Here is a 23,716-nt window from a genome sequence, read left to right on the forward strand (position 1 = left end):
CTCCCCACAGGATTCACAAACGAAGACAGCGTTCAGCATACCGAACAGACGATGTTCCGGTTGAGGGAGCCCTGGAGGTTCACGGTGGCAGTACCGGTGGCCGTACCAGTCTGGAGCGTCGACCCCCGCACTGGGAAGCAGCGGGAACAGGTGACCGTGGAGGCCACCGCCGACCATGTCGACAAGGCGGTACGGGCAGCGGCCGACGCCGTCCCCGCGCTCGCCCACCGCCCGGCCCGCGCCGCCCTGCTGCGCACCGCGGCCGATCTGCTGACCGCCGAGCGGGACCGGGTGGTCGCCACCGCCGACGCCGAGACCGCGCTCGGACCGGCCCGCCTGGGCGGTGAACTCGCCCGCACCGCCTACCAGTTGCGGGCCTTCGCGGACGTGGTGGACGAAGGCGCCTTCCTGGACGTGATCATCGACCACGCGCATCCGTCGCCCGCCACCGCTCCTCCAGCGAACGCCGCCCGCACCCCGCCGGCTCCTGACGCCCTCCCGGCGCCCCGGCCGGACCTGCGCCGCTACAAGGTGCCGCTCGGAGTGGTCGCCGTCTACGCGGCCAGCAACTTCCCGCTGGCCTTCTCCGTCCCCGGCGGGGACACCGCCAGCGCCCTGGCCGCCGGATGCCCGGTCGTGGTCAAGGCGCACCCCGGCCATCCGGCCACCTCCGAACTGTGTGCCGCGATCCTGCGCCGGGCCGCCGCCGAGACAGGGCTGCCCGAGGACACCGTCGGCGTGCTGCACGGCTTCCAGGCCGGGGTCGACCTCATCGAGCACCCACTGGTCAGCGCCGCCGGGTTCACCGGCTCCATCCCCGGCGGACGCGCCCTGTACGACGCGGCGGCCGCCCGGCCCCGGCCGATCCCGTTCCACGGCGAACTCGGCAGCCTCAACCCGGTGTTGGTCACCGCCGCCGCTGCCGCCGAGCGCGCCGAGGCGATCGGCGGCGGGCTCGCCGCCTCCTTCACCCTGGGCGTCGGCCAGTTCTGCACCAAGCCCGGACTCGTCCTCATCCCCGCCGGTTCGGACGGTGACCGCCTGGTCACCGCGCTCACCCGGGCCGCCGCCGAGGCACCGCCCGGCGTACTGCTGGACGACAGGATGCGCCGCCACTTCCTCGCCGGCGTACGGGACCGCGCCCGGCTGCCTGACGTCACCGTGCCGGTGGAGCCCGGCGCGGACGGCGAGGCGGCGGTACGGCCGGGCTTCCTGACCGTGCCCGCGCTCCGGCTCACCCAGGACGGCCCGCACGAACTGCTGACACAGGAGTGCTTCGGGCCGGTCACCGTGATCGCCCGCTACGACAACGACGCCGAGGCCGACGCCGTGCTGGCCCGGCTGCCCGGCAACCTCACCGCCACCGTCCACCTGTCCACCGCGGAGGCCGCCGGAGAACAAGGGACGGCCGCCGAGCTGATCGCGGGGCTGACCCGGCTCGCCGGACGCGTGCTGGTCAACGGCTGGCCGACCGGGGTCGCCGTCGCGCCCGCGCAGCACCACGGCGGGCCCTACCCGGCCACCACCTCGCAGTCGACCTCCGTCGGCGGCACGGCGGTTGAGCGCTGGCTGCGCCCGGTCGCCTACCAGGACACCCCGCCCGCGCTGCTGCCGCCGGAGCTGCGGGACGGCAATCCCCTGGGGCTGCCGCGACGCGTCGACGGTCAGCGCTACCCATGAGTCCGCTGTGCGCTGTGGCATCCTGGGCGCCGCTCGGGCTCGTACCGCAAACAGCCGCACAGAAAGAGACCGCCTGCCGTGTCTCACCGCACGAACCGCACGAACCACCGCACCGCGCTCCGCGGCGCCACCATCGCGCTCACCGCCGCCCTGGGTCTCACGCTCGCCGCGTGCGGCTCCGGCGGCAGTGCCTCCGGCAAGACCGCCGCCAGTGCCGCGGCCGCCGCGCCCAAGGGCACCGACCGGGCCGGTGTCCCGGCCGCCCCCCGCACCACCGCGCAGGGCCGCACCACGCTGCCGCCGTGGGACGCGCCCAGTGACGCCAGCGCCCGGGCCAAGGCCGCCCAGCTGCCGATGCTGGGCGCCGAGGGCCAGGTGATGCACATCCACACCCACCTGGACATCCTCGTCAGCGGGCAGCCGGTGACCGTTCCCGCGTTCATCGGCATCGACGTGAAGCAGCAGCGGATCAGCCCGCTGCACACCCACACCCCGGACGGCGTGATCCATATCGAGTCGCCGGTGAAGGCCGACTTCACCCTCGGCCAGTTCATGACCGAATGGAACGTCGCGCTCAGCGCCGACCAGCTCGGAGGACTGAAGGCGGGCGGCGGCAAGGAGTTGCGCGCCTACGTCAACGGAAAGCAGATCAAGGGCGATCCCGCCGCGATCGTGCTCAGGGCACACGACGAGATCGCCCTTGTCTACGGTCCGGCGGGCGAGCAGGTGAAGGTCCCCAACAGCTTCAACTGGCCAGCCGGAGAATGAGGTTCACCGCGCCTGCGTACTGCTCTCCACCGCAACGAACGTGGCCCGCGCCCCGATGAACTCGGGGCGCGGCGCCGGTGCGGCGAACGGTTCGACCGCCGAGTGATTGGTCATCGGCGTCGGGGGCTGGCAAGCCTGCATGTTCATGTGTCACGTCTTCGCCTGGGGCACCAGCCGGGCGGCTACGCCACTCCCGAACGCGCGATGGCCAGAGCGGAGCCCCGAGCGTCCCCCGGACATGCACGTCACGGCGATAGGCCGTCGGTCCGGTTCGGCTGGATCAAGTCCCAGCGGTTCCCGTACAGATCACGGAAGACGGCAACGGTGCCATAAGGCTCGCGTCGGGGCGCTTCTTCGAACGAGACCCCGGCGGCCCGCATACGCTCGTAGTCGCGCTCGAACGCGTCAGTGTTCAAGAACCAGCCGACCCGCCCGCCGGTCTGGTCCCCGACACGTGCCTCCTGCTCACCGGTCACGGCCCTGGCCAGCAGCACAGCTGCCTCCCGCGCACCCGAGGGGGCGACCACCACCCACCGCTTTCCCTCCTCGATCGGGGTGTCCTCCAGGAGCTCGAACCCGAGGACATCCCGATAGAAGGCGATGGCCTCGTCATAGTCACGCACGACAACGGTCACCAGCCCGAGACAAGTCATCGGGCGATCTTGCCGGAAGGCGGCCAGCCGCACCACCTCGACCCGGTGAACGTTCCCGGTCACGGCACTATGGCTGTGCGGCGAGGAGACGCTCGCGGGACCATCAGTCGCGTTCCAGGGCCGCGAGGGCGTTCTCGACGCTGGGGTGCACCGGGAAGATCCGGTCGGCCCCGGTTATCTCCAGCAGGCGCGCCACCCGGTCCGTCAACGCGGCGAGGTGGACGGGAACGCCGCGGCCCTGGGCGTCGAGACGCAGGCGCAGCAGGGCGTTGAGGCCCGTGGAGTCGCAGAAGTCGAGCCGCGACAGGTCGAGGACGAGCGCGGAGGCGTTCTCCGTCGGCGCCTCCTCGAAAACGCCGGCGCCTTCCATGTCGAGTTCGCCCGCCAAGCGCATGACGAGGACCTGGCCGTTGCGGGCGGTGGTGAGGATGGCCCTGGGGCCGAGGGAGGAGGCGTCGGTGGGTGAGGGGCCGGTCGGCGCCACTGCTCAGTCCTTTCGCTCGTCGTGAGGATCGCGCTGGGGGGTGGCGGCGAGCTCCGGCGAGGCAGACGCATGGGCCAGCAGCGCGGCGGCCCGTTCAAGCACGGTCCAAAGCTCTTCCGCATGGGCACGGGAGGAAGCCAGTGACAGGCGTCCGGGCTGGTCCACGGCCATGTCGAGGTACGCCTCAATACCGCGTATGGCATGGGCGACGCTGTGCCGAAGCGAGTAGCCACCCATGGTGGGCGACAGCGCCCGGGGATCACCGATCCGCTCGGCGAGCACGGTAGTCAACTGGTCGAGGCCAGCCCTGGTGAGGCGTTCCACGAGTGCTTCCCATGAAGTGCGGGCACCGCCACGGGATGGGCGGTGCGGTCCAGGAGGGGCGACGGGTTCAGGTTCAGCAGCTGCGGCTTCATGATCTGGGACAGCGAACAACCTGTCAACAAATTCACGAATTACAGTTCGCCTATTATCCACGTGACATGCCTCTACCATGGGGTGCCATGGAAGAGAGGCCCAGCTCACAAGGAACTTGGACGTTCCTGACCAATCACGCACGCGTGCTGGCTCAGATCGCCCGGGACCCCGGCACGCGGATCCGCGACATCGCCACGGCGTGCCTGCTCACCGAACGTGCCGTGCAGAAGATCATCACGGACCTGGAGGACGGCGGGTACCTCACGCACACCCGACGGGGCCGCACGAACCACTACCGGGTCATCCTGGGCACACGCCTGCGCCATCCCGCGGACGACGGCACCGTCGACGACCTTCTGGCGATCCTCGACCACAAGTCAGGGCCCGAGTCCGCCGCGGGCTAGGTGATTGAGTTCGATCGTCTTCAGTGGTCCTACGCGATCAACGAGCGCTTGTCCGGGGCTCCGGTGGTCCAGTTGCGCCACATGGCAGCCGCCAGGGCCAGGAGGGCGTTGACCAGTGCGGGCAAGGACTCCGGCCAAGGTCTGGCACCGTGTTGTTCGATGCTGAACCGGCCGTTGAGGGTGTCGATGACGGCCTCGGCCCACTGACGACCCCGGGTGATCTTGCCAAGTGTGCACGGAGCCGACCGGTAAAGGAATGCCCCGAACTCCCGCCTTGCGAAGCCTTTGTCGGCCAAGATCCGAGATCGAGCTGCGCATGTCCGGCAACGGCCGCTACCTCGGCCGGTTCAGGATGTGTCCGGCATCGGGCGCGAAGACGCGGCGACAGGCCCGACTGGGCGCGGTCAAACTGGCCGAACAGGCCGGATCGGCCCTGGGCAGCACGGGCGCGACGCTGGAGGAGTAGCCAACCTCCGCTGGCGCGCACCTCGTCAACTCACCGGGGGACGGTGCGCCGAGGGAAGGCCAGCGCCACCGAGAACGCGGGGCCGCTCCTCGCGGGCTCAAGGGTGCCGCCCATCGCCTCGGTGAGGTCACGCGCCAGCCGCAGCCCGTGGACAGCCGTCATGGGCCGGTGCCAGCCGTACACAGTCGGACCCGCACCCCTTCCGAGGGGTGCGGGTCCGACTGCTTCGCGGGCGCTTGCATGCCGGGCCGTGAGTGTTGTCCCCACGACACATCACGGACCCGGCACGCGGCTCTGTTTTGCCTGGTCAGCCCAGGTACGGGCTCACCGAACCGGAGTGAAGTCCCGCGCCCCGATGAACCCGGGGCGCGGCGCCGGTGCCGCGAACGGTTCGACCGCGGTGTTCTCCACGCTGTTGAAGACGATGAAGACGTTGCTGCGCGGGAACGGCGTGATGTTGTCACCGGAACCGTGCATGCAGTTGCAGTCGAACCAGGTCGCCGAGCCGGCCGGGCCGGTGAACAGCTTGATGCCGTGCCGCCCGGCCAGTTCGGTCAGCGCCTCCTTCGACGGAGTGCCGGCCTCCTGCATCCGCAGCGACCGCTTGTAGTTGTCCTTCGGCGTCACCCCCGCGCAGCCGACGAACGTACGGTGCGAGCCCGGCATGATCATCAGGCCGCCGTTGGTGTCGTGGTTCTCGGTCAGCGCGATCGACACCGACACGGTGCGCATCCGCGGCAGGCCGTCCTCGGCGTGCCACGTCTCGAAGTCCGAGTGCCAGTAGAAGCCGCTCGCGCCGAAGCCCGGCTTGACGTTGACCCGGCTCTGGTGGACGTAGACGTCGGAGCCGAGGATCTGCCGGGCGCGGCCGAGCACCCGTGGGTCGCGGACCAGTTCGGCGAAGACCTCGCTGATCTTGTGGACTTCGAAGACCGACCGGATGTCCTGGGACTTCGGCTCTACGATGGCGCGTTCGTCGGCCCGTACCGCCGGGTCGGCGATCAACCGGTCCAACTCGGCGCGATATCGGGCCACTTCCTCCGGTGCCAGCAGCCGGTCCACCGTCAGGAAGCCGTCGCGGTCGTAGCCGTGCAGTTCGGACGGCTGGATCGGGCCCGACGTACCGGGCGTGGCCCACACCACCGGGTCCTGGCGCGGGGTGCTGACCTCGGCGGTGCCGCGGGTCGGGTACAGGTCGGTGATCGTCGTCATCGCTCAGGCCTCCTCCGTCAGCAACGGGTACACCCCGTTCTCGTCGTGCTCCTCACGGCCGGTGACCGGCGGGTTGAACACGCACAGGCAGCGGAAGTCGGTCTTGGGCCGCATCGTGTGCTTCTCATGGCCGTTGAGCAGGTACATCGTGCCCGGGGTGATCCAGTGCTTCTCGCCGGTCTCCTCGTCGGTGAGCTCGGCTTCGCCCTCCACGCAGACCACGGCCTCGATGTGGTTGGCGTACCACATGGACGTCTCGGTCCCCGCGTACATCACGGTCTCGTGCAGGGAGAAGCCGACCCGCTCCCCGGCCAGGACGATCCGCTTGCTCTCCCAGGTGCCCGACGCTGCCTTCACATGCCGGTCGGTGCCTTCGAGTTCCTTGAACGATCGGACGATCACGGTGGTGCGGTGCCTTTCTGTGCTGGTGCGCTGTGGGGGGGAGTTACGCGGTCTCGCGGACCGCGCGGGCGAGGGTGCGCAGGCCCTCGTCCAACTCGTCGGGGCTGATGGTCAGCGCGGGCAGCAGCTTGACGACCTCGCTCTCCGGGCCGGAGGTCTCCAGCAGCATCCCGAGCTCGAAGGCGCGGGCGCACACCGCGGCGGCGCGCTGCTTGTCGGTGAACTCCAGGCCCCAGACCAGGCCGCGGCCCCTGAACTCGACGCCGGAGCGCGGGTGTTCGCGGACGATGTCGCGCAGCGCGGCCTCGATCTGCTCGCCGCGGGCCAGCGTCTGCTTCTCCATCTGGCCGTCCGCCCAGTAGGTGTCCAGGGCGGCGGTGGCGGTGACGAACGCCGGGTTGTTGCCACGGAACGTGCCGTTGTGCTCGCCGGGCTCCCACAGGTCCAACTCGGGCTTGAACAGCGTCAGTGACATCGGTAGGCCGTAGCCGCTGATGGACTTGGACAGGGTGACGATGTCCGGGACGATCCCTGCCTCCTCGAAGGAGAAGAACGGGCCGGTGCGACCGCAGCCCATCTGGATGTCGTCCACGATCAGCAGCATGTCGCGGCGCTTGCACAGCTCGGCCAGGCCGCGCAGCCACTCGGCGCGGGCCACGTTGATCCCGCCCTCGCCCTGGATGGTCTCCACGATCACCGCGGCGGGCTGGTTGAGGCCGGAGCCCTGGTCCTCCAGCAGCCGCTCGAACCACAGGAAGTCCGGCACCCGGCCGTCGAGGTAGTGGTCGAACGGCATCGGAGTGCCGTGCACCAGCGGGATCCCGGCGCCCGCCCGCTTGAAGGCGTTGCCGGTCACCGCGAGTGAGCCCAGGGACATGCCGTGGAAGGCGTTGGTGAACGAGACGATCGCCTCCCGCCCCTTGGCCTTGCGGGCCAGCTTCAGCGCCGCCTCGACGGCGTTGGTGCCGGTGGGACCGGGGAACATCACCTTGTAGTCGAGGTCCCGCGGGCGCAGCACCACCTCCTGGAAGGTGGTGAGGAACGCGCGTTTGGCCGTGGTGCTCATGTCCAGGCCGTGGGTGATCCCGTCGCGTTCCAGGTAGTCCAGCAGCGCGCGTTTCAACACCGGGTTGTTGTGGCCGTAGTTGAGCGCGCCCGCACCGGAGAAGAAGTCCAGGTAGCTGTGCCCGTCCTCGTCGTGGATCCGGCTGCCCTGCGCGCGGTCGAACACCGCGGGCCAACCGCGGCAGTAGCTGCGCACCTCGGACTCAAGGGACTCGAAGACGCTGAGTGCGGGCGGGGTGATGGTCACCGTCATGCTCCTTAGTGGGGGCCTGGGGGCGTTACCCCAGAAGAAAGTCCTCATCGCGCGGCATGGGGCGGGGGCCTGGGGGCGGCAGACCCGGAAGGAACGCCTTCACCGGAAGGCCCCCAAGGGGCCGATCCGGTAGAGCACCTCCGTGCCATGGCCGTCGGGGAACTGACCGCCGTGGAAAAGCACTTCGCGCTCTATGGGGGCGTCGTGCCGTTCGCCGTAGGAGGTGAACAGCCGGTTGGACGCTTCGTTGTCCGGGGTGATCGTGGTCTCGACGCGGTCGATGCCGAGGGCGGTGACCCGCTCGGTCAGCCCGTCGAGCATCGTGGCGGCGAGTCCCCGACCGCGGTACGAGTGGTCCACCGCGACCTGCCAGACGACCAGGGTCTTCGGCCGCTCGGGCCGTACGTAGCCGGTCACGAACCCCACTGGCTCACCGCTGCCGTCCCTGGCCACCACCGAGGTGCGGGCGAAGTCCCGGCACCACAGCAGGTAGCTGTACGAGGAGTTGAGGTCCAGCGCCTTGGAGTCACGGGCGATGCGCCAGATCGCGGCGCCGTCGTCGACGGTCGGCGCATCCAATCGATACGAGGAATTCGAGGCGTTCACGGCTTCGCGTACAAGGTCGTCTTGTGCGGCGGTCATGCGAATTGAACTTACCGAGATGGAAAGCGAAATGCATCGGCGGACGGGGTTACCTACGGCGCCGGAATGTGTTATCGCGCGCACGCGAACCGGCGTCTGAACCGACCCCGCAGAGTGGGTTTTTGCCCGGATATATCCGGGCAAATCGGATGCGGTGTGGAGTCGGTCACAACTCAGTAACGCCCTTGGGGTCTGCCCGACTCACGTCATTCGGCGTTAGCGAAATCTTGGTGTTTAGCCTTGGGAGGGCTGGGCAGAAGAAGACGGGCGAATGCCGTTCCGGAAATTCCCCGAGGAATTAAGGGAAGCATGCCGCAGAAAAGTTTCAGCGTCCAGTGACGGGTTTACCGGATCCGGGCCGGGGCAGACGCGTGGCGTGACCGTCCCGGTGGAGCCGCCGTACCCGCGCCGTAGAGTCCTGTGCATGACGGATGCCGCGGTGTTGCACATCAAGGGGCGGGTGCTGGTCGGGCCCGAGGAGGTTCGCGACGAGCTGTGGGTGGTCGACGGGCGGGTGACGTACGAGCGCCCCGCGCACGCCCGTGAGGTGGCCACCGTCACTGGGTGGGTGCTGCCGGGACTGGTGGACGCGCACTGCCATGTGGGCCTTGACGCACACGGCGCGGTGGACGAGGCGACCAGCGAGAAGCAGGCGCTGGCCGACCGGGACGCGGGAGCGCTGCTGTTGCGGGACGCGGGCTCCCCCGCCGACACCCGGTGGGTGGACGACCGGGAGGACCTGCCGAAGATCATCCGGGCCGGCCGCCACATCGCCCGCACCCGCCGCTACATCCGCAACTACGCCCACGAGATCGAGCCCGGTGACCTGGCCGCCTATGTGCGGCGGGAGGCGCGGCGCGGTGACGGTTGGGTGAAGCTGGTGGGCGACTGGATCGACCGCGAGGTCGGCGATCTGACGCCGTGCTGGCCGCGTTGGGCGATCGACGAGGCGATCGCCGCGGCCCACGAGGAGGGCGCCCGGGTCACCGCGCACTGCTTCTCCGAGGACTCGCTCACCGATCTGGTGGAGGCGGGCATCGACTGCGTCGAGCACGCCACCGGGCTGACCGAGGAGACCATCCCGCTGTTCGCGGAGCGCGGTGTGGCGATCGTTCCGACCCTGGTCAACATCGCGACGTTCCCGGACCTGGCGGCCGGGGGAGAGGCGAAGTTCCCCAACTGGGCAGCGCATATGCGGCGGTTGCACGCCCGTCGCTACGACACCGTGCGCGCCGCCCATGACGCCGGGATCCAGATCTTCACCGGTACCGACGCGGGCGGTTCGCTGCCGCACGGGCTGGTGGCGGACGAGGTCGCCGAGCTGGTCGCCGCCGGGATCCCGGCGGTTGACGCGCTGGCGGCGGCCACCTGGCGGGCCAGGGAGTGGCTCGGACGGCCGCGGTTGGACGAGGGCTCGCCCGCCGACCTGGTGGCGTACGAGGCCGACCCGCGCGTCGACGTAAGGGTGTTGGCGGCCCCGCGGCAGGTCGTGCTGCGGGGCCGCGTGGTCGGGTGACGGGTCGAGCGGTCAGCCCTTGAGCTTCCGCTGGATCTCCTCAATGGCCTCGCGCGTCGCCTGCTCGGTCTCCTCGCGGGTGATGCCCAGGCCGGTGAGCACCTGTGCGGCGATCTCGTCCTCGTTGCGCAGCAGGCCGAGCAGGATGTGTTCGGTGCCGATGTAGTTGTGGCCGAGGTGCAGGGCCTCGCGCAGGGCGAGCTGGAGGGTCTTCTTCGCGCCGCGGGTGAACTTCAGCCGCTTGGGCACCTCCTCGGCGGAGGGTCCCAGCGTGGCCAGCACCGCCTCGCGCAGCTGCTCGGGGGGCGGCCCGAGCGCCACGATGGCCTTGGCGGCGAGCCCGTCCGGCTCGCTGAGCAGCGCCAGCGCGATGTGCTGGGAGTGGATCTGGGCGTGCCCGAGTTCCCTGGCCTCCTGCTCGGAGGCCTCCACCACGTTGCGGGCGCGCGGGGTGAAGCGGGAGAACAACCCCGAGGTGGGCAGGTCGAGTTCGTCGGCCTCGGTCTCCTTGGGGACGAACCGCTTCTGCGCGGCCTGCTTGGTCACCCCCATGTACTGGCCGATCTCGGTCCAGGACGCGCCGGTGCGGCGGGCCTGGTCCACGAAGTGCCCTATCAGGTGGTCGGCGACGTCGCCGAGGTGGGTGGAGGTCTCGACGGCGTCCGAGAGGTGCTGTAGCGCGTCGCCGTCCGGGTGCTGGCTGATGACGTGCTCGATGAGATCGTCGAGCCGTACTGGTTGCTTCGACATGCGTCAACCGTAGGTTGTCGCATCCTGGGCCGTCAACCAGTAGTTGACGATGCCCTTCTTTCGAACTTGCGCCCGGAAACCATCCTTTGGAGTGAAGTGGCTCCAGGTAGCTGTTCCTGTACGCCCGGTGCGTAAATATTGCCGGGTCGATGTCGTCGGCGGGTGCGCTGTCCCCTTCTCAGTAACGCCGATGACGCCAAGCCATCTGTGGGGGTTCCTCAGTTGTACAGCTCTGTCCTCAGCCTGCCCGCACGCCGCTGCGCGGCGGCGGTCGGTGCGTCCATCGCGCTCACCACGAGCGCCCTGGCCCTCGCCCCGGTCGCGCAGGCCACCACCGGCTCCGGCGACGGTGGTAGCGGAGGCGGCCACTCGACCGCCTCCGTGCTCAACACCGGCCTTGACGTCTCCCTGCTCGACAAGGCCGTCGACCTGCCGCTGAACGTCACGCTCAACGACGTGCACGCGCCCGCCGACGCCGACCGGACCGCGCTCAGCGCGCACCTGGACGGCGTTGACGGCGGCAGGCCCTTCAGCGTGCTCAACGCGGACGTGGCCACCGCGCGGGCCACCGCCGAGACCCGGCGGGCCGAAGGGTATGTGAACCTCCTGAACGCCCGGGTGCACCTGCCCGGACTGCCCGACACACCACTGCTCCAGGTGCACCAGGTCACCTCCAAGGCGACCTGCGACGCGGGCCGGAGGCCGACCGCCTACTCCAACCTGCTCGGTGACATCGAGGTGCTGGGCAAGGGGGTCAGGCTCACTGCCGGCGGTACGACGAAGGTCGACGTGCCCGGTGTCGGCGAGGTCCGCCTCGACCTGTCGAAGACCGAGACCACGTCCGCCAGTTCGGCCGCGACCGCGCTCAACCTCCAGGTCTCGGTCAACCCCGCCGCGCTCAACGTCGCCCAGGTGACCGGCGACGTCACCCTGGCCCGCGCCACCTGCCAGACGCCCAAGGGCGGCGGCAGCGGTGGCGACAGCGGTGGCGCGGGCAGCAGCGGCGGTGGCGCCAACGACGGCGGCGCCACCAAGGGGGCCACCAACGCCGGGACGGACAGCGCGGGTTCACCCAACGGCGGCAGCACGGCCGGTAACGGGACCAAGGTCGACTCGGCCGCCGCCAGGCAGAACCTCGCCGAGACCGGTGCCGACTCCAGCACCCCGTACCTGGCCGCGGGCGCGGTGGCGCTGGTCGGCGCGGGCGGTGCGGTGATCTACGTGACCCGGCGCCGCAAGGCGGCCCGCGCACAGCAGTAACCGGGAAGGGCCCCGGGGAGACGCCGCGTACCGTCTCCCCGGGGCGCACCCAGTGTTCGTTCCCGCTTCTTCCCGCGTACGCCAACGCGCCGTACCTTCGGGCCAGTTGCCAGGGAGGAGGGGGTGCGGTGGGGCAGGCGGTGGAAGCCCGCGGCTTGGCCAAACGGTTCGGCGGGACGACGGCCCTGGACGGCGTGGACCTGACGGTGGCGGCCGGTGGGGTGCACGGGCTGCTCGGTCCCAACGGCGCCGGCAAGACCACGCTGCTGCGCATTCTGCTCGGGCTGGTGCGGCAGGACACCGGAGACGTAAGGCTGTTCGCCGGCCAGCCGCACCGGTTGGCGGGCTTCGTGGACAGCCCGCGCTTCTATCCGTACCTCAGCGCGGAGCGCAACCTGGCGCTGCTCGCCGCCTACGACGGCGGTGACGCGGCCGACCGCGTCGACGAGGTGCTGGCCCGGGTCGGCCTGGCCGACCGCGCTCGGCGAAAGGTCGGCGGCTACTCGTACGGCATGCGCCAGCGCCTCGGTATCGCCGCCGCCCTGCTGCGCGCCCCCGACCTGCTGGTACTGGACGAACCCGGCAACGGCCTGGACCCGGCGGGCATCCGCGACATGCGGCAGCTGGTGCGCTCGCTCGCCGCGGACGGGCTGACGGTGCTGCTCAGCAGCCACCACATGGCCGAGGTCGAGGAACTGTGCGAGACGGTGACCATCCTGCGCACCGGCCGGGTGGCCTACGCGGGCTCACTGACCGAACTGCGCTCCCGCGCCCCCGACCCGGCCCACCAACTCGCCACCAGCGACGACGAGTCGGCCGCCGCCGTGGCCGCCGACCAGCCCGGGGTGCGGGTTCACGACCACCCCGAAGGCGGGCTCACCGTACATGCCAGGCCCGAGCAACTCGACGCCTACGTGCTGGCGCTCGGCCGCCGTGGCATCGCGGTGCGGGCGCTGCGGCTTGAGGCGACCTCCCTGGAGTCGCTGTTCCTCACGCTGACCGAAGGAGCCGAGCGGTGACCGCCCTCGCGCTGGACGAGCCGGCCGCCCGCCCGCGTGGCGGGGTGCGCACCGTCTACCTCTGGGAGTTGGAGAAGCTGACCGCCCAGTGGCGGGTCCGGGCGGTCGCCGCGATCTGCCTGCTGGCGCCGTTCGCGTTCGTGCTGGCGCTGAAGACACAGGACACCGTGCCGTCCGACACGCTGTTCGGCCGCTGGGTGCACGACACCGGCTACGCGGTACCGCTGGTGGTGCTGGGCTTCGCCGGGCAGTGGGGGTTTCCACTGCTCACCAGTGTGGTCGCCGGGGACATCTTCGCCTCGGAGGACCACCACGGGACCTGGCAGACCATTCTGACCCGGTCCCGTACCCGGGCGCAGATCTTCACCGGCAAGGTGCTGGCCGCCGCCACCTTCTGCGTCGTCGTGGTGGTGCTGGCGGGCGCGGGCAGCATCGCGGCGGGGGTACTGCTGGTGGGACACCAACCGCTGGTGGCGCTGGACGGCAGCCTCGTACCGTCCGGCCGGGCGGCCGAGTTGGCGCTGCTGAGCTGGCTGTGCGTACTGCCTCCGGCGCTCGGCTTCACCGCGCTGGGCGTGCTGTTCTCCATCGCCACCCGGCACAGCGCGGCCGGCATCACGGGGCCGGTGCTGGTCGGCCTGCTGATGCAGCTGTACGCGTACGTGGACGCGCTGGACGTGGTCCGGCACGCGCTGCTGACCACGCCGTTCGACGCCTGGCACGGGCTGCTCTCGGCCACCCCGTACTACCGGCCGCTGGTCGAGGGCTGCGCGGTGAGCGCCGCCTACACCGTGGTCTGCCTGGCGGCCGGGTATCTGCTGCTGCGCCGCCGGGACTTCACGAAGGGCTGACCGTTGAACAGAACCGTCGCACGCGCGGCGCTGGCCGCCGCCGCGCTCGTCCTGCTGGCCGGAACCGCCGGATGCGGCGGCTCCGACATCACCAGCGGGCGGCTTGAACGCGCCCTCGGCCCAACGTTCCGGAACCTGTTCGCCCTACAGCAGACCGAGTTGCACGGCACCGACAACGCGCCGTCACCCGACACCTGGGCCAACTGCGCCAAGGCAGGTCGCGCCTCCGGCGGCAGCGGCCCCGGAGACGACTGGGTCTGCCTGGTGCACTGGCCGGCGCCGAGCGGTATCACCCAGCCCATCGCGTACGAGGTGAGCGTGCGGCCCACCGGCTGCTACACCGCGCAGGGCCCGGCCACCCTGGTCGGCCAGCAGCGTATCCAGGGCGCCGACGGGCATCAACACACCAACCCGCTCTACGAGTTCGACGGCTGCTTCGACACGGCGTGAGCGCCCGCTCCTACGCCACGGCACTCGACAGGGGACATCGATGAGCAAGCCACACCGCACCTTCCGCCGAAGCCGAGCCAGATCAAGGGGACTTGGCGGGACGGCCGCCGCCGCGCTCGCCGTCACGGCCGTGCTGGGGGTCACCGCGGCGGCCACCGCCGTGGGAATCTCCGGTGGCTTCGGCACCGACAAGGTCGACGGGGAGCAGACCGCCAAGGGCATCCTGCTGCCGTCCAACCAGCGCATCACGCCGCTGGGCGCCCGGCACCTCGTGGACAACGGGCGGCTGCTGTCCAGCACCCTCAGCCCGGACGGCAGCAGGCTCGCGGCCCTCACCTACCGCCAGGGCGCCGGCTTCCTGACCATCATGGACGTGCGCACCGGGCGCGTCGTCCAGCAGGTCGGCACCGGTGTCGGCGCGGACAGGCGGATCGGCGACGGCAAGGTGGCCGCCGACGGTCCGCTGTACTCGCCGGACGGCCGCAGCCTGTGGTTCCCGCAGGCCTCCGACCTCGTCCGGTTCAGCCTCGACGCCGACGGCAAGGTGACCTCGGCGCCTGCGGTGGTCATCCGGCTGGCCGGTAAGAACGGGGCGGACCTGCCGTCCGGCATGGCGCTGTCGTCCGACGGTCGCACCCTGTACACGGCGTTGAACGGCAGCAACACCCTCGGCGTGATCGACACCGCCAGCAACACCCTGGTCAAGGAGATCCCGGTGGGCATCGCCCCGCGGCAGGTGGTGATCCTGGGCGACCAGGCGTATGTGTCCAACGAGGGCGGCCGTCCGGCCGGCGCGGGCGACAACACCAATCTGAGCGACGGCACACCGGTCGTCGCCGACCGGACCAACGGCGCCGTCACCAACGGCACCGTCTCCGTCGTGGACCTGCGCAGCCAGCGCCAGACCGGCACCATCAAGGTCGGCCTTGAGCCCACCGCCCTTGTGGCGCACGGAGGTTCACTCCTGGTCGCCAACTCCAACGACGACAGCGTCTCGGTGATCGACGCCCGCGCCCACCGGGTCACCCAGACCTTCAACGTCAACCCGCTGCCCGGCTCCTCGGTCGGCAGCTACCCCAACGCCCTGGCCTTCACCGACCCGCACACCCTGCTGGTCAGCGTGGGCCGGGACAACGCCCTGGTGCGGTACCGCTGGGACGGTGGGCGGTCCCCGGTGCGGTACGAGGGGCTGATCCCCACCGACTGGTACCCGGTCAACGTGCAGCGCAGCGCCGCCACCGGCCGGATCGTGGTCACCAACGACAAGGGCATCGGCGCCCGGGGCGCCTCCTCGACCATCAGTGAGGGCCCGGGAACCAACCCGGCCACCGGCCACAACACCTACGACGACACCGGATCGGTCACCACCTTCCGCCAGCCCTCCCAGGCGGCGCTGGGCGAGCTCACCCACCAGGTGTTCGTCGACAACGACTGGGAGAAGCTGCTGCGCTCCGGATCGTCCTACGGTTCGGCCGGCGACCGGGAGGCGGTCATCCCCGCACACCTCGGCAGCCCCTCGAAGATCAAGCACGTCTTCCTGATCGACAAGGAGAACCGCACCTACGACCAGGTGCTGGGCGACATCGGCAAGGGCGACAGCGACCCCTCGCTGGCGCAGTTCGGCAGCCGGGTCACCCCCAACCTGCACGCCCTGGCGAGCGGTTACGGGGTGATGGACAACTTCTACGACATCGGCACGCTGTCCGCGGACGGCCACAACTGGCTGGTGCAGGCCGACAACAACGACTACATCGAGAAGGAGTTCGGCGCCTTCTACCGCAGCTACCCCGCTCTGGGCAACGACGCGCTGGCCTACCAGCGCAGCGGCTTCCTGTGGAACACGGTGGAACGCGCGGGCAAGACGGTGCAGGACTTCGCCGAGTACGCGGGCAACATCGCACTGCCCTCGACCGGCGCGCCGACCTGGGCCCAGTGGTACCACGACTCCCAGGTCCTGGAGGGCAAGGCGTCGGGCCCGCTGCACACCCCGATCGGCAGGTACCCGACCACGTCCGACGTGCCGTCGGTGAACGCCGTCAACCACCCGGACTACCCGACCTTCGACACCGACATCCCCGACCAGTACCGGGTCGACATCTGGCAGCGGCACTTCAACGACTCGGTGCGGTCGGGCCGGTTGGCGAACCTGACGATGATTCAGCTTCCGCAGGACCACACCAACGGGATCAGCGGCACCGACCCGTACCCCACCGCGATGGCCGCGGACAACGACCTCGCCGTCGGCCGCATCGTGGACACCATCTCGCACAGCAGGTTCTGGAAGGACAGTGCCATCTTCGTCCTGGAGGACGACTCGCAGAACGGCGTCGACCATGTGGACGGCCACCGCGCCCCGCTGTGGGTGATCAGCCCGTACGCGAAGCGCCACACCGTGGTCTCCACGTACTACTCGCAGGTCAACGTGGTCCGGACGATCGAGCAGATCCTGGGCGCCCAGCCGATGAACCAGGTGGACCGCGCCGCGGAGCCGATGTACGACCTGTTCACCGGGCACCCCGACCTCACCCCGTACACCGCGCTGCCCAACCAGATCCCGTTGGACTACGGTCTCAGGTCCACCGCCGCCCAGGCCGTGCCGCAGCGCTACCAGGGCATCGCCCGGCAGTGGCAGGCGTGGAGCGCCATACAGCGGACCGGCGGCGCCAAGCCCCAGCTCGACCAGGTCAACCCGGCCCAGTTGAACCGCGTCGACTGGTACCAGGCCACCGACTGGACCCGCCCCTACCCCGGCGACCAGCGCATCCTCGCGCCGAACGAGGTCCCAGGACGCGACACCCCGCCGCAGGAGCTCGGCGGGGAGTGAACCGGCGGCTCAGGCCTGGGAAGCCAGTTGGTCCACCGCGGCCTTGGCTTCCTTCAGGCCCGCGCCGGTGGCCTCGCGGTAGGCCTTGATGGCGTTGAGCGTCTTGCCTTCCTGGATGAACTCGCGGACCTCCCGCAGTTCGGGCTGGTCGACCTGGATGCCCAGGTGTTCCATGATCAGGTCGAGCTTCTTCTCCACGCGGACCAGCCGGCGTTCCAGTAGGTCGAAATTGGTGAACATGCCTGTGGATCCTACGGGTTGTATGGGAGAGCGGCGCGGGCCAGGGCGGTGGTGAACGCGTCGGTCGTGGCGCGGTCCCGTACCGCCACCCGCAGCCAGTCGGGGCCCAGGCCGGGGAACGTGTCGGCACGGCGGACCGCGAAGCCCAACTCCCTCAGGCGCTCGCGGACCTTCGCCGCCTGCGGCAACCGCAGCAGCAGGAACGGCGCCTCGGCCGGGCCCACCACCTCGACGGCCGGGAGGTCCGCCAGCCGGGACAGCAGATGCTCCCGCTCCTGTGCGATGCGCCGCGCCGCCTCCGCGGCCTCCGCCACGGCGGGCGGGGCACAGCACGCCTCGGCCGCCGCCAGCGCCGGGGTGGCGACCGGCCACAGCGGTTGCGCGCGCTCCAGCGCGGCGATCGTCGGCGGGGCGGCGAGCACATAGCCGATGCGCAGCCCCGCCAGCCCCCAGGTCTTGGTGAGGCTGCGCAGCACCACCACACCGGGCAGATCGCGGCGCTCCGCCAGCGACGCGCGCTCGCCCGGCACCGCGTCCATGAACGCCTCGTCGACCACCACAGTGCGGCCGGGGCGGGCCAGTCCGGCGAGGGTGCGCGCCGGATGCAGCACGGACGTGGGATTCGTCGGATTGCCGATCACCACGAAGTCGGCGTCCTGCGGCACGTCCGCCGGGTCCAGCCGGAAGCCGGACTCGTACCGCAGCAGCACCCGGTGCACCGGATGACCCGCGTCCCGCAACGCCGCCTCGGGCTCGGTGAACTGCGGATGCACCACGACCGCCCGGCGCGGCGCGAGAGCACGGGCCAGCAGTACGAACGCTTCCGCCGCGCCCGCGGTCAACAGCACCTCCTCGGACGGCCTGCGGTGCCGCCGCGCGACCGCCTGCCGGGCCGCCCGGCCATCCGGATAGGCGGCAAGTCCGGCCAGCGAGGCGGTTATCCGTGCCAACAGCCACGAAGGGGGCGTTCCGGTACGGACGTTGACGGCCAGGTCCACCAGGTCCGCGCCGTCGTCACGTACCTCCGCGTCACCGTGGTGGCGCAGGTCGTGTTCGTCCGCATGGGTTGACACGGCCGTCACGGCGCACACACCTCGCAGTCCTCGCGCAGCGCCTCGTGGTACCGGGCCAGTACCAGTTCTGCCAACTCCGGTGTGCCGCCGACCGCTTCGGCGTACCGCACATCGATCCCCGGGTGCGCCTCCGCCCAGCCCTCGGCCTGCTGCCGGACCCTGCCCGCCAACGGGCCGCCGAACAGGAAGTACGGCAGCACCACCACCCGGCGCGCGCCGAGCCGCACACAGCGGTCGAGCCCCGAGGGCACATCGGGTGCGGCGACCGAGCCGAACGCGGTCTCCACGCCCGCGTAGCCGCGCCCCTCCCACAGCAGCCGTGCCGCCCGGTGCGCCTCGGCGTTGCCGTCGGGGTCGGTGGTGCCCCGGCCGACCAGCAGCACCGTGGTCGCCGCGCGGTCGGACGGGGAGCGGCGGCCGTCGCCCAGCGCCGCGTCCAGGCGGCGCTCCAACGCCTCCAGCAGTTCCGGCCGCGCGTCCAGCGGCAGGTGCCGGTACGAGGTGTCCGGGTGCCGCAGCGCTTCGCGGCGCAGCGCGTCCCGCACACCGCCGGTGGCCAGCGCCAACGGCACGGCCGCGAAGTGCCGTACGCCGTGCCGCGCCACCAGCTCGTCGACCGTGTCGGCCAGTGACTCGACGGATCCGCCGCCGACCGGTAGCCACGGCGCGCGCTCACCGACCGTTCTGACAAGCGAGTGGAGGGCGGCGGACTCCTCGGCGTCGCGCGGACCAGGACCGATCAGCAGTAGGGCGGGCGGCGAGGTCACGGGGGGTGTCTCCTTGCTGCGGGTGGTGCCGGTTCTGTGCGTGCGGCACACCGTACCGGCCCTACCCACAGGGGGAACCGGCTGGTCGCGGGGTCGTCATGAGTTACCCGCGGCGCCGGGACGCCAGGGCGGCGGTGGCCGTCGGGGGACGTTCGGCGCGCGGGGTGGACTTCCGCTTGCGGACCAGGAGTTCACCGCCGGGCGCCGCGGCGAGGGCGGCGGCCTCCGCGACGCTCGGCGTGCCGACGGTGGCGAGCGCCGCGGGAGACGGGCTGGGGACCGCGATCGCGGCGAGCACCGCCGCGTCGTACGCCAGCACCGGCACGCCGCCGAGCCGCCGGGCCGCCTCGACGATCCCGGGCTCGTCCGCCTTGGCGGCGACGGTCGCCAACGCGGCGACGCGGTCCGCTGCCAGACCCGCCTCGGCCAGCACGCTTTCGATCAGCTCGTACACCTCGTCGGCGGGCGCGCCCGAGCTGGCGCCCACGCCGACGACGACCCGGTGCCCGGTCAACCGGCGCACCGCGCGACGAACCTGTGGGCCAGGGAGGGTTCGGCCGCCCAGTGCGTGTGCAGGTAGGAGGCGTGCACGCCTCCCGTCGGTCCCGCGACGAACCCTTCGAGGCGGCGCGCCGGCTGCGACCAGCCCCACGCGGGGGTCCGCCCGGCTCCCGGTTCGATGGCGGTGCGGTGGAACTCATGGCCGCGCAGCCGGGTTCCGGCCTCGGCCAGCGCGCTGTCGGCCACCGCGACGGCATCGCGGTAGCCGAGCGTCAGCCGGTCGGTCATCCGGGCGGTGGCGTCGAGCACACCGCACATGGGCGCGCCGTCCAACTCCCTTGCCAGGTACAGCAGTCCGGCGCACTCAGCCGCCACGGGGGCTCCTGCGGACGCCAGGGTGGCGACCGCCTTGCGGAGGAGTTCGTTGGCGGAGAGCTCGGGGGCGTAGACCTCCGGGAAGCCACCGCCGATCACCAGTCCGGCGGTGCGGTCGGGGAGCCGTTCGTCGCGCAGCGGGTCGAACGGGATGACCTCCGCGCCCGCGGCGGTGAGGAGTTCCGTGTGTTCCGGGTACGAGAACGTGAAGGCCGGGCCGCCGGCCATCGCCACGACCGGGCGGGGGGCCGCCGTGGGGCTGTGCCCCTCCGTTCCGCCCCGGCGGAAGGGCCGCCCACAAGCCAGCGGGTCCCATGGTTCGGCGGTCAGCACGGGAGCCGTCCTGGCCAAGGCCAGCAGCGCGTCCATGTCGCAGCCCGCCAGGACGCGATCCGCCATCTCGCGTACCGCGCCCACCGCCTCCGTGCGGCGTTCCGCCGCCGGGATCAGGCCCAAGTGGCGTGCCGGGACGGCGAGTCGGGCGGAGCGGCGCAGTACGCCCAGCACCGGGACGCCCGACTCCTCCAGCGCCTCGCGCAGCAGCGCTTCATGGCGATCGGAGCCGACCTTGTTGAGGATGACTCCGCCGATTCGCACCTCGGGGTCCCAGGACGCGAAGCCGTGCACCAGCGCGGCCACCGAGCGGGACTGCGACGAGGCGTCCACCACCAGCACCACCGGCGCCCGCAGCAGCTTCGCCACCTGCGCGGTGGAGGCCAACTCGCCCTGTCCCGCCGCACCGTCGTACAGCCCCATCACACCCTCGACCACGGCCAGGTCGGCGGCGCGCGCACCGTGCAGGAACAGCGGCGCGACGCGCTGCGGGCCGCACAGGTAGGCGTCCAGGTTGCGGCCCGGGCGGCCGGTGGCCAGCGTGTGGTACCCGGGGTCGATGTAGTCCGGGCCGACCTTGTGCGGTGAGACGGCCAGGCCGCGCTGGGCGAAGGCGGCCATCAGACCGGTGGCTACGGTGGTCTTGCCGCTGCCCGAGGAGGGAGCGGCGATCACCAGACGTGGAACGGCTACCACTCGATGCCCCGCTGGCCCTTCTGCCCGCTGTCCATCGGGTGCTTGACCTTGGTCATGTCGGTCACCAGGTCGGCGGCGTCGATGAGCTTCTGCGGCGCGTTGCGGCCGGTGATGACCACGTGCTGGGTGCCGGGACGGTCCCGTAGCGCCGCCAGCACCTCATCGGTGTCCACCCAGCCCCAGTGCATCGGATAGGCGAACTCGTCCAGCACGTAGAGCCGGTAGGTCTCGGCGGCCAGGTCGCGCCTGACCTGCGCCCAGCCCTCCCGGGCCGCCTCCTCGCTGGACTCCAGGTCGCGCTGCACCCACGACCAGCCCTCGCCCATCTTGTGCCAGGCGACCGTGCCGCCCTCGCCGGAGTCTCCGAGCACCCGCAGCGCCCGCTCCTCACCGACCCGCCACTTGGCGGACTTGACGAACTGGAACACCCCGACCGGCCAGCCCTGGTTCCAGGCGCGCAGCGCCATGCCGAAGGCGGCCGTCGACTTGCCCTTGCCGGTACCGGTGTGCACGATCGTCAGCGGACGGTTCCGCCGCTGACGCGTCGTCAGGCCATCCTCCGGCACCACACTCGGCTTCCCCTGCGGCATTACGCGGCCCTCCTGACGTCGCGTACCAGCGCGGACACCGCGTCCGCGCGCAACTCGTCCAAAGTGACGGCGGTACCGGACAGTTCACGGGCGAGCGCGCCCGCGAGCCCCAGCCGAACCGGTCCGCTCTCGCAGTCCACGACCACCGACGCCACTCCCTCGGCGGCCAGCAGCCGCGCGGCGCGCGCCGCCAGCGCCACCGGCTCCGGCCCTCCGGTAGCGCGGCCGTCCGTCACCACGACCAGCAGCGGCCGCCGGGACGCGTCCCGCAGCCGCTCCACCCGCAGCACCTCGCGGGCCCTGAGCAGCCCGGCGGCCAGCGGAGTACGGCCACCGGTCGGCAGCTTCTCCAGCCGGGCCGCGCCCGCCTCCACCGAGGAGGTCGGCGGCAGGGCCAGTTCCGCGCCGGTGCCGCGGAAGGTCACCAACCCCACCTTGTCGCGCCGCTGGTAGGCGTCGAGCAGCAGCGAGAGCACCGCGCCCTTCACCGCGGCCATCCGCTGCCGGGCCGCCATCGAACCGGAGGCGTCGACCACGAACAGCACCAGATTGCCCTCCCGGCCCTCCCGTACCGCCTGCCGCAGGTCGTCCTTGCGCAGCACGAGACCGGGACCGCTGCGCCCGCGCGCCCGCTGGTGCGGGGCGGCGGCGGTCACGGTGGCGGCCAGGTGCAGCTTGGTCAGCGCGCCCCGGGGGCGGCGGGCGCCGGTGGTGCGGCCGTGCTCGGTACGCGCCCGGGAGCGCCGCCCGGCGACGCCGTCGCCAAGTCCCGAGACGGTGAGGGTCTTCGTGCGGAACGGCTCGGTGGCGGCCACCGCGGACTGCTCGGCGCCGCCGGGCGCGGGATCCGCCGCGTCACCGCTCGGGTCGGGCTGCCGCTCGTCGGGCCGTTCACCGGAGCGCTGGTCGGGGACGGCCGGGTCGCCCGCCGGACCGTCCTGCGGGGGCTGCCCACCGCCGTCCGGGCCGCCGGGGCCGTCCGGATCCGGGTCGTCCTCGCCGCGGGACTGCTCCAGCGTCTCGTCCAGCTTCTGCTCGTCCAGCCCCGGTGCGTCGAACGGGTTGCGGCGGCGCCGGTGCGGCAGGGCCAGCAGCGCGGCCTGCCGTACGTCCTCGTCCAGCACCTCGGTACGGCCCGCCCAGGCGGCCAGCGCGGTGGCGGTGCGGGCGGTCACGATGTCCGCGCGCATCCCGTCCACCTCGAACGCCGCGCACACCGCGGCGATCTGGCGCAGCGCGGCGTCGCCGAGCCGCACCGACGGCAGCAACCCGCGTGCGGCGGCGATGCGTTGGCGCAGCTCGTCCTCCTCGGCCGCCCAGCGCGCGGCGAACGCCGCCGGATCCTCGTCGTACGCCAGCCGCCTGCGCACCACCTCGACCCGCTGGTCCGGCTCGCGGGACGCCGACACCTCCACGGTGAGCCCGAACCGGTCGAGCAACTGCGGGCGCAGTTCGCCCTCTTCGGGGTTCATCGTGCCGACGAGCAGGAAGCGTGCGGCGTGCCGCACCGAGACGCCCTCGCGCTCGACGTACGAGGCGCCCATCGCGGCGGCGTCCAGCAGCAGGTCGACCAGGTGGTCGTGGAGCAGGTTGACCTCGTCGACGTAGAGCACCCCGCGGTGCGCGGCGGCCAGCAGACCGGGCTCGAAGGCCTTCTCGCCCTCGGCCAGGGCCCGTTCGATGTCCAGGGCGCCCACCAGCCGGTCCTCGGAGGCGCCCACCGGCAGCTCCACCATCCGCGCCGGACGGTGCGCTCCACCGTCCGCCGGGTCGTGCGGGCCGTCCGGGCAGGCCGGGTCCGGTGCCTGCGGGTCACAGGAGAAGCGGCACCCCGGCACCACCTCGACCGTCGGCATCAACGCCGAAAGCGCGCGTACCGCGGTCGACTTGGCGGTGCCCTTCTCACCCCGCACCAGCACACCGCCGACCGCCGGGGAGACGGCGTTCAGCAGCAGCGCCAGCCGCAGGTCGTCCATCCCGACGATCGCCGTGAAGGGGTAGTGGGTGCTCACGCCGGGATTCCTC

General features: G+C 71.6%; 25 protein-coding genes and 2 pseudogenes. 10 read left to right on the forward strand and 17 right to left on the reverse strand.

Going from position 1 to position 23,716, the window contains the following annotated elements; translation table 11 throughout:
* Positions 1-51: 51 nt before the first annotated feature.
* Positions 52-1,680, forward strand: coding sequence for an aldehyde dehydrogenase (NADP(+)) (locus tag P3G67_RS30815; RefSeq protein ID WP_276096428.1), 1,629 nt, complete (start codon positions 52-54; stop codon positions 1,678-1,680).
* A gap of 78 nt (positions 1,681-1,758) precedes the next feature.
* Positions 1,759-2,448, forward strand: coding sequence for a hypothetical protein (locus P3G67_RS30820; protein ID WP_276096429.1), 690 nt, complete (start codon positions 1,759-1,761; stop codon positions 2,446-2,448).
* Positions 2,449-2,693: 245 nt separating this feature from the next.
* On the opposite strand, the gene P3G67_RS30825 is transcribed toward P3G67_RS30820, so the two are convergent.
* From P3G67_RS30825 to P3G67_RS30835, 3 genes are all read right to left on the reverse strand, one after another.
* The gene (locus P3G67_RS30825; protein ID WP_269854611.1) at positions 2,694-3,101 is read right to left on the reverse strand and encodes a VOC family protein; all 408 of its coding nucleotides are present in this window, start codon (positions 3,099-3,101) and stop codon (positions 2,694-2,696) included.
* Positions 3,102-3,204: 103 nt separating this feature from the next.
* Positions 3,205-3,585: an STAS domain-containing protein gene (locus P3G67_RS30830; RefSeq protein ID WP_276096430.1), complete on the reverse strand. Its 381-nt coding sequence runs from the start codon at positions 3,583-3,585 to the stop codon at positions 3,205-3,207.
* Positions 3,586-3,588: 3 nt separating this feature from the next.
* Positions 3,589-3,909 (reverse strand): hypothetical protein, encoded by a 321-nt coding sequence (locus tag P3G67_RS30835; RefSeq protein ID WP_276096431.1) that lies wholly within the window; start codon positions 3,907-3,909, stop codon positions 3,589-3,591.
* 179 nt (positions 3,910-4,088) lie between these two features.
* Here P3G67_RS30835 and P3G67_RS30840 point away from each other — a divergent pair, with 179 nt between their 5' ends.
* Entirely contained in the window at positions 4,089-4,406 is a 318-nt protein-coding gene (locus tag P3G67_RS30840) for a helix-turn-helix transcriptional regulator (RefSeq protein ID WP_276096432.1), read from the forward strand.
* Between the two features lie 29 nt (positions 4,407-4,435).
* Here the strand turns inward: P3G67_RS30840 and P3G67_RS30845 are convergent.
* Positions 4,436-4,705 (reverse strand): annotated as a pseudogene (locus P3G67_RS30845) (IS982 family transposase); the annotation flags it as partial.
* Between the two features lie 17 nt (positions 4,706-4,722).
* Here P3G67_RS30845 and P3G67_RS30850 point away from each other — a divergent pair.
* Complete coding sequence (locus tag P3G67_RS30850) at positions 4,723-4,872, forward strand: hypothetical protein (protein ID WP_276096434.1); 150 nt, start codon at positions 4,723-4,725, stop codon at positions 4,870-4,872.
* A gap of 30 nt (positions 4,873-4,902) precedes the next feature.
* Here P3G67_RS30850 and P3G67_RS30855 read toward each other — a convergent pair whose 3' ends face one another.
* The 5 genes from P3G67_RS30855 to ectA form a co-directional block, all read right to left on the reverse strand.
* Positions 4,903-5,034, reverse strand: coding sequence for a hypothetical protein (locus P3G67_RS30855; protein WP_276096435.1), 132 nt, complete (start codon positions 5,032-5,034; stop codon positions 4,903-4,905).
* Between the two features lie 162 nt (positions 5,035-5,196).
* Positions 5,197-6,084, reverse strand: a complete 888-nt coding sequence (gene thpD / locus P3G67_RS30860; protein ID WP_276096436.1) for an ectoine hydroxylase — start codon at positions 6,082-6,084, stop codon at positions 5,197-5,199.
* A 3-nt stretch (positions 6,085-6,087) separates the two neighbouring features.
* Complete coding sequence (locus P3G67_RS30865; protein ID WP_269854497.1) at positions 6,088-6,486, reverse strand: ectoine synthase; 399 nt, start codon at positions 6,484-6,486, stop codon at positions 6,088-6,090.
* A gap of 43 nt (positions 6,487-6,529) precedes the next feature.
* Positions 6,530-7,798: a diaminobutyrate--2-oxoglutarate transaminase gene (gene ectB, locus P3G67_RS30870; RefSeq protein ID WP_276096437.1), complete on the reverse strand. Its 1,269-nt coding sequence runs from the start codon at positions 7,796-7,798 to the stop codon at positions 6,530-6,532.
* A 105-nt stretch (positions 7,799-7,903) separates the two neighbouring features.
* Positions 7,904-8,446, reverse strand: coding sequence for a diaminobutyrate acetyltransferase (ectA, locus tag P3G67_RS30875; RefSeq protein WP_276096438.1), 543 nt, complete (start codon positions 8,444-8,446; stop codon positions 7,904-7,906).
* 424 nt (positions 8,447-8,870) lie between these two features.
* On the opposite strand from ectA, the gene P3G67_RS30880 reads away from it, so the two are divergent.
* Positions 8,871-9,962: an amidohydrolase family protein gene (locus P3G67_RS30880; protein WP_276096439.1), complete on the forward strand. Its 1,092-nt coding sequence runs from the start codon at positions 8,871-8,873 to the stop codon at positions 9,960-9,962.
* A gap of 12 nt (positions 9,963-9,974) precedes the next feature.
* On the opposite strand, the gene P3G67_RS30885 is transcribed toward P3G67_RS30880, so the two are convergent.
* Complete coding sequence (locus tag P3G67_RS30885) at positions 9,975-10,712, reverse strand: Clp protease N-terminal domain-containing protein (protein ID WP_276096440.1); 738 nt, start codon at positions 10,710-10,712, stop codon at positions 9,975-9,977.
* Positions 10,713-10,934: 222 nt separating this feature from the next.
* Between P3G67_RS30885 and P3G67_RS30890 the strand changes: the two genes are divergently transcribed.
* The 5 genes from P3G67_RS30890 (at position 10,935) to P3G67_RS30910 (ending at position 17,116) form a co-directional block, all read left to right on the forward strand.
* Positions 10,935-11,972, forward strand: coding sequence for an SCO1860 family LAETG-anchored protein (locus tag P3G67_RS30890; protein WP_276096441.1), 1,038 nt, complete (start codon positions 10,935-10,937; stop codon positions 11,970-11,972).
* Between the two features lie 128 nt (positions 11,973-12,100).
* The gene (locus P3G67_RS30895; protein WP_276096442.1) at positions 12,101-12,991 is read left to right on the forward strand and encodes an ABC transporter ATP-binding protein; all 891 of its coding nucleotides are present in this window, start codon (positions 12,101-12,103) and stop codon (positions 12,989-12,991) included.
* Positions 12,988-13,842 carry an ABC transporter permease gene (locus tag P3G67_RS30900; RefSeq protein ID WP_276096443.1) on the forward strand — a complete coding sequence of 285 codons (855 nt, stop codon included), beginning with the start codon at positions 12,988-12,990 and terminating at the stop codon, positions 13,840-13,842. The genes P3G67_RS30895 and P3G67_RS30900 overlap by 4 nt, the downstream gene beginning before the upstream one ends.
* A 3-nt stretch (positions 13,843-13,845) precedes the next feature.
* The gene (locus P3G67_RS30905) at positions 13,846-14,292 is read left to right on the forward strand and encodes a hypothetical protein (protein WP_276096444.1); all 447 of its coding nucleotides are present in this window, start codon (positions 13,846-13,848) and stop codon (positions 14,290-14,292) included.
* A 40-nt stretch (positions 14,293-14,332) separates the two neighbouring features.
* Positions 14,333-17,116, forward strand: a complete 2,784-nt coding sequence (locus P3G67_RS30910; protein WP_276096445.1) for a bifunctional YncE family protein/alkaline phosphatase family protein — start codon at positions 14,333-14,335, stop codon at positions 17,114-17,116.
* A 9-nt stretch (positions 17,117-17,125) separates the two neighbouring features.
* Here the strand turns inward: P3G67_RS30910 and P3G67_RS30915 are convergent, their stop codons facing one another.
* The 7 genes and pseudogenes from P3G67_RS30915 to P3G67_RS30945 form a co-directional block, all read right to left on the reverse strand.
* On the reverse strand, positions 17,126-17,356 hold the full coding sequence (locus tag P3G67_RS30915; protein ID WP_276096446.1) for a ribosomal protein L7/L12: 231 nt from the start codon (positions 17,354-17,356) through the stop codon (positions 17,126-17,128).
* 11 nt (positions 17,357-17,367) lie between these two features.
* Positions 17,368-18,438, reverse strand: a complete 1,071-nt coding sequence (gene cobC / locus P3G67_RS30920) for an Rv2231c family pyridoxal phosphate-dependent protein CobC (RefSeq protein ID WP_391858386.1) — start codon at positions 18,436-18,438, stop codon at positions 17,368-17,370.
* A complete protein-coding gene (locus P3G67_RS30925; protein ID WP_276096447.1) occupies positions 18,435-19,196 on the reverse strand; it encodes a sirohydrochlorin chelatase in 762 nt (253 codons plus the stop codon). The genes cobC and P3G67_RS30925 overlap by 4 nt, the downstream gene beginning before the upstream one ends.
* 115 nt (positions 19,197-19,311) lie before the next feature.
* Positions 19,312-19,695, reverse strand: a pseudogene (locus P3G67_RS30930) (cobalamin biosynthesis protein); the annotation flags it as partial.
* Positions 19,696-19,706: 11 nt separating this feature from the next.
* A complete protein-coding gene (locus P3G67_RS30935; protein ID WP_276096448.1) occupies positions 19,707-21,101 on the reverse strand; it encodes a cobyrinate a,c-diamide synthase in 1,395 nt (464 codons plus the stop codon).
* Entirely contained in the window at positions 21,095-21,691 is a 597-nt protein-coding gene (gene cobO, locus P3G67_RS30940; RefSeq protein WP_269854510.1) for a cob(I)yrinic acid a,c-diamide adenosyltransferase, read from the reverse strand. The genes P3G67_RS30935 and cobO overlap by 7 nt, the downstream gene beginning before the upstream one ends.
* Complete coding sequence (locus tag P3G67_RS30945) at positions 21,691-23,703, reverse strand: putative cobaltochelatase (protein ID WP_276096449.1); 2,013 nt, start codon at positions 23,701-23,703, stop codon at positions 21,691-21,693. The genes cobO and P3G67_RS30945 overlap by 1 nt, the downstream gene beginning before the upstream one ends.
* Positions 23,704-23,716 lie beyond the last annotated feature (13 nt).

The sequence above is a fragment of the Streptomyces silvisoli genome (assembly GCF_029269905.1).
Taxonomy (GTDB): Bacteria; Actinomycetota; Actinomycetes; order Streptomycetales; family Streptomycetaceae; genus Streptantibioticus_A; species Streptantibioticus_A silvisoli_A.

Coding starts and splice junctions, on each gene's coding strand:
- P3G67_RS30815 (WP_276096428.1), top strand. CDS start 52: ATGTTCCGGTTGAGGGAGCCCTGGAGGTTCACGGTGGCAGTACCGGTG.
- P3G67_RS30825 (WP_269854611.1), bottom strand. CDS start 3,101: ATGACTTGTCTCGGGCTGGTGACCGTTGTCGTGCGTGACTATGACGAG.
- P3G67_RS30840 (WP_276096432.1), top strand. CDS start 4,089: ATGGAAGAGAGGCCCAGCTCACAAGGAACTTGGACGTTCCTGACCAAT.
- P3G67_RS30850 (WP_276096434.1), top strand. CDS start 4,723: ATGTCCGGCAACGGCCGCTACCTCGGCCGGTTCAGGATGTGTCCGGCA.
- P3G67_RS30855 (WP_276096435.1), bottom strand. CDS start 5,034: ATGACGGCTGTCCACGGGCTGCGGCTGGCGCGTGACCTCACCGAGGCG.
- thpD (WP_276096436.1), bottom strand. CDS start 6,084: ATGACGACGATCACCGACCTGTACCCGACCCGCGGCACCGCCGAGGTC.
- ectA (WP_276096438.1), bottom strand. CDS start 8,446: ATGACCGCCGCACAAGACGACCTTGTACGCGAAGCCGTGAACGCCTCG.
- P3G67_RS30880 (WP_276096439.1), top strand. CDS start 8,871: ATGACGGATGCCGCGGTGTTGCACATCAAGGGGCGGGTGCTGGTCGGG.
- P3G67_RS30885 (WP_276096440.1), bottom strand. CDS start 10,712: ATGTCGAAGCAACCAGTACGGCTCGACGATCTCATCGAGCACGTCATC.
- P3G67_RS30910 (WP_276096445.1), top strand. CDS start 14,333: ATGAGCAAGCCACACCGCACCTTCCGCCGAAGCCGAGCCAGATCAAGG.
- P3G67_RS30915 (WP_276096446.1), bottom strand. CDS start 17,356: ATGTTCACCAATTTCGACCTACTGGAACGCCGGCTGGTCCGCGTGGAG.
- cobO (WP_269854510.1), bottom strand. CDS start 21,691: ATGCCGCAGGGGAAGCCGAGTGTGGTGCCGGAGGATGGCCTGACGACG.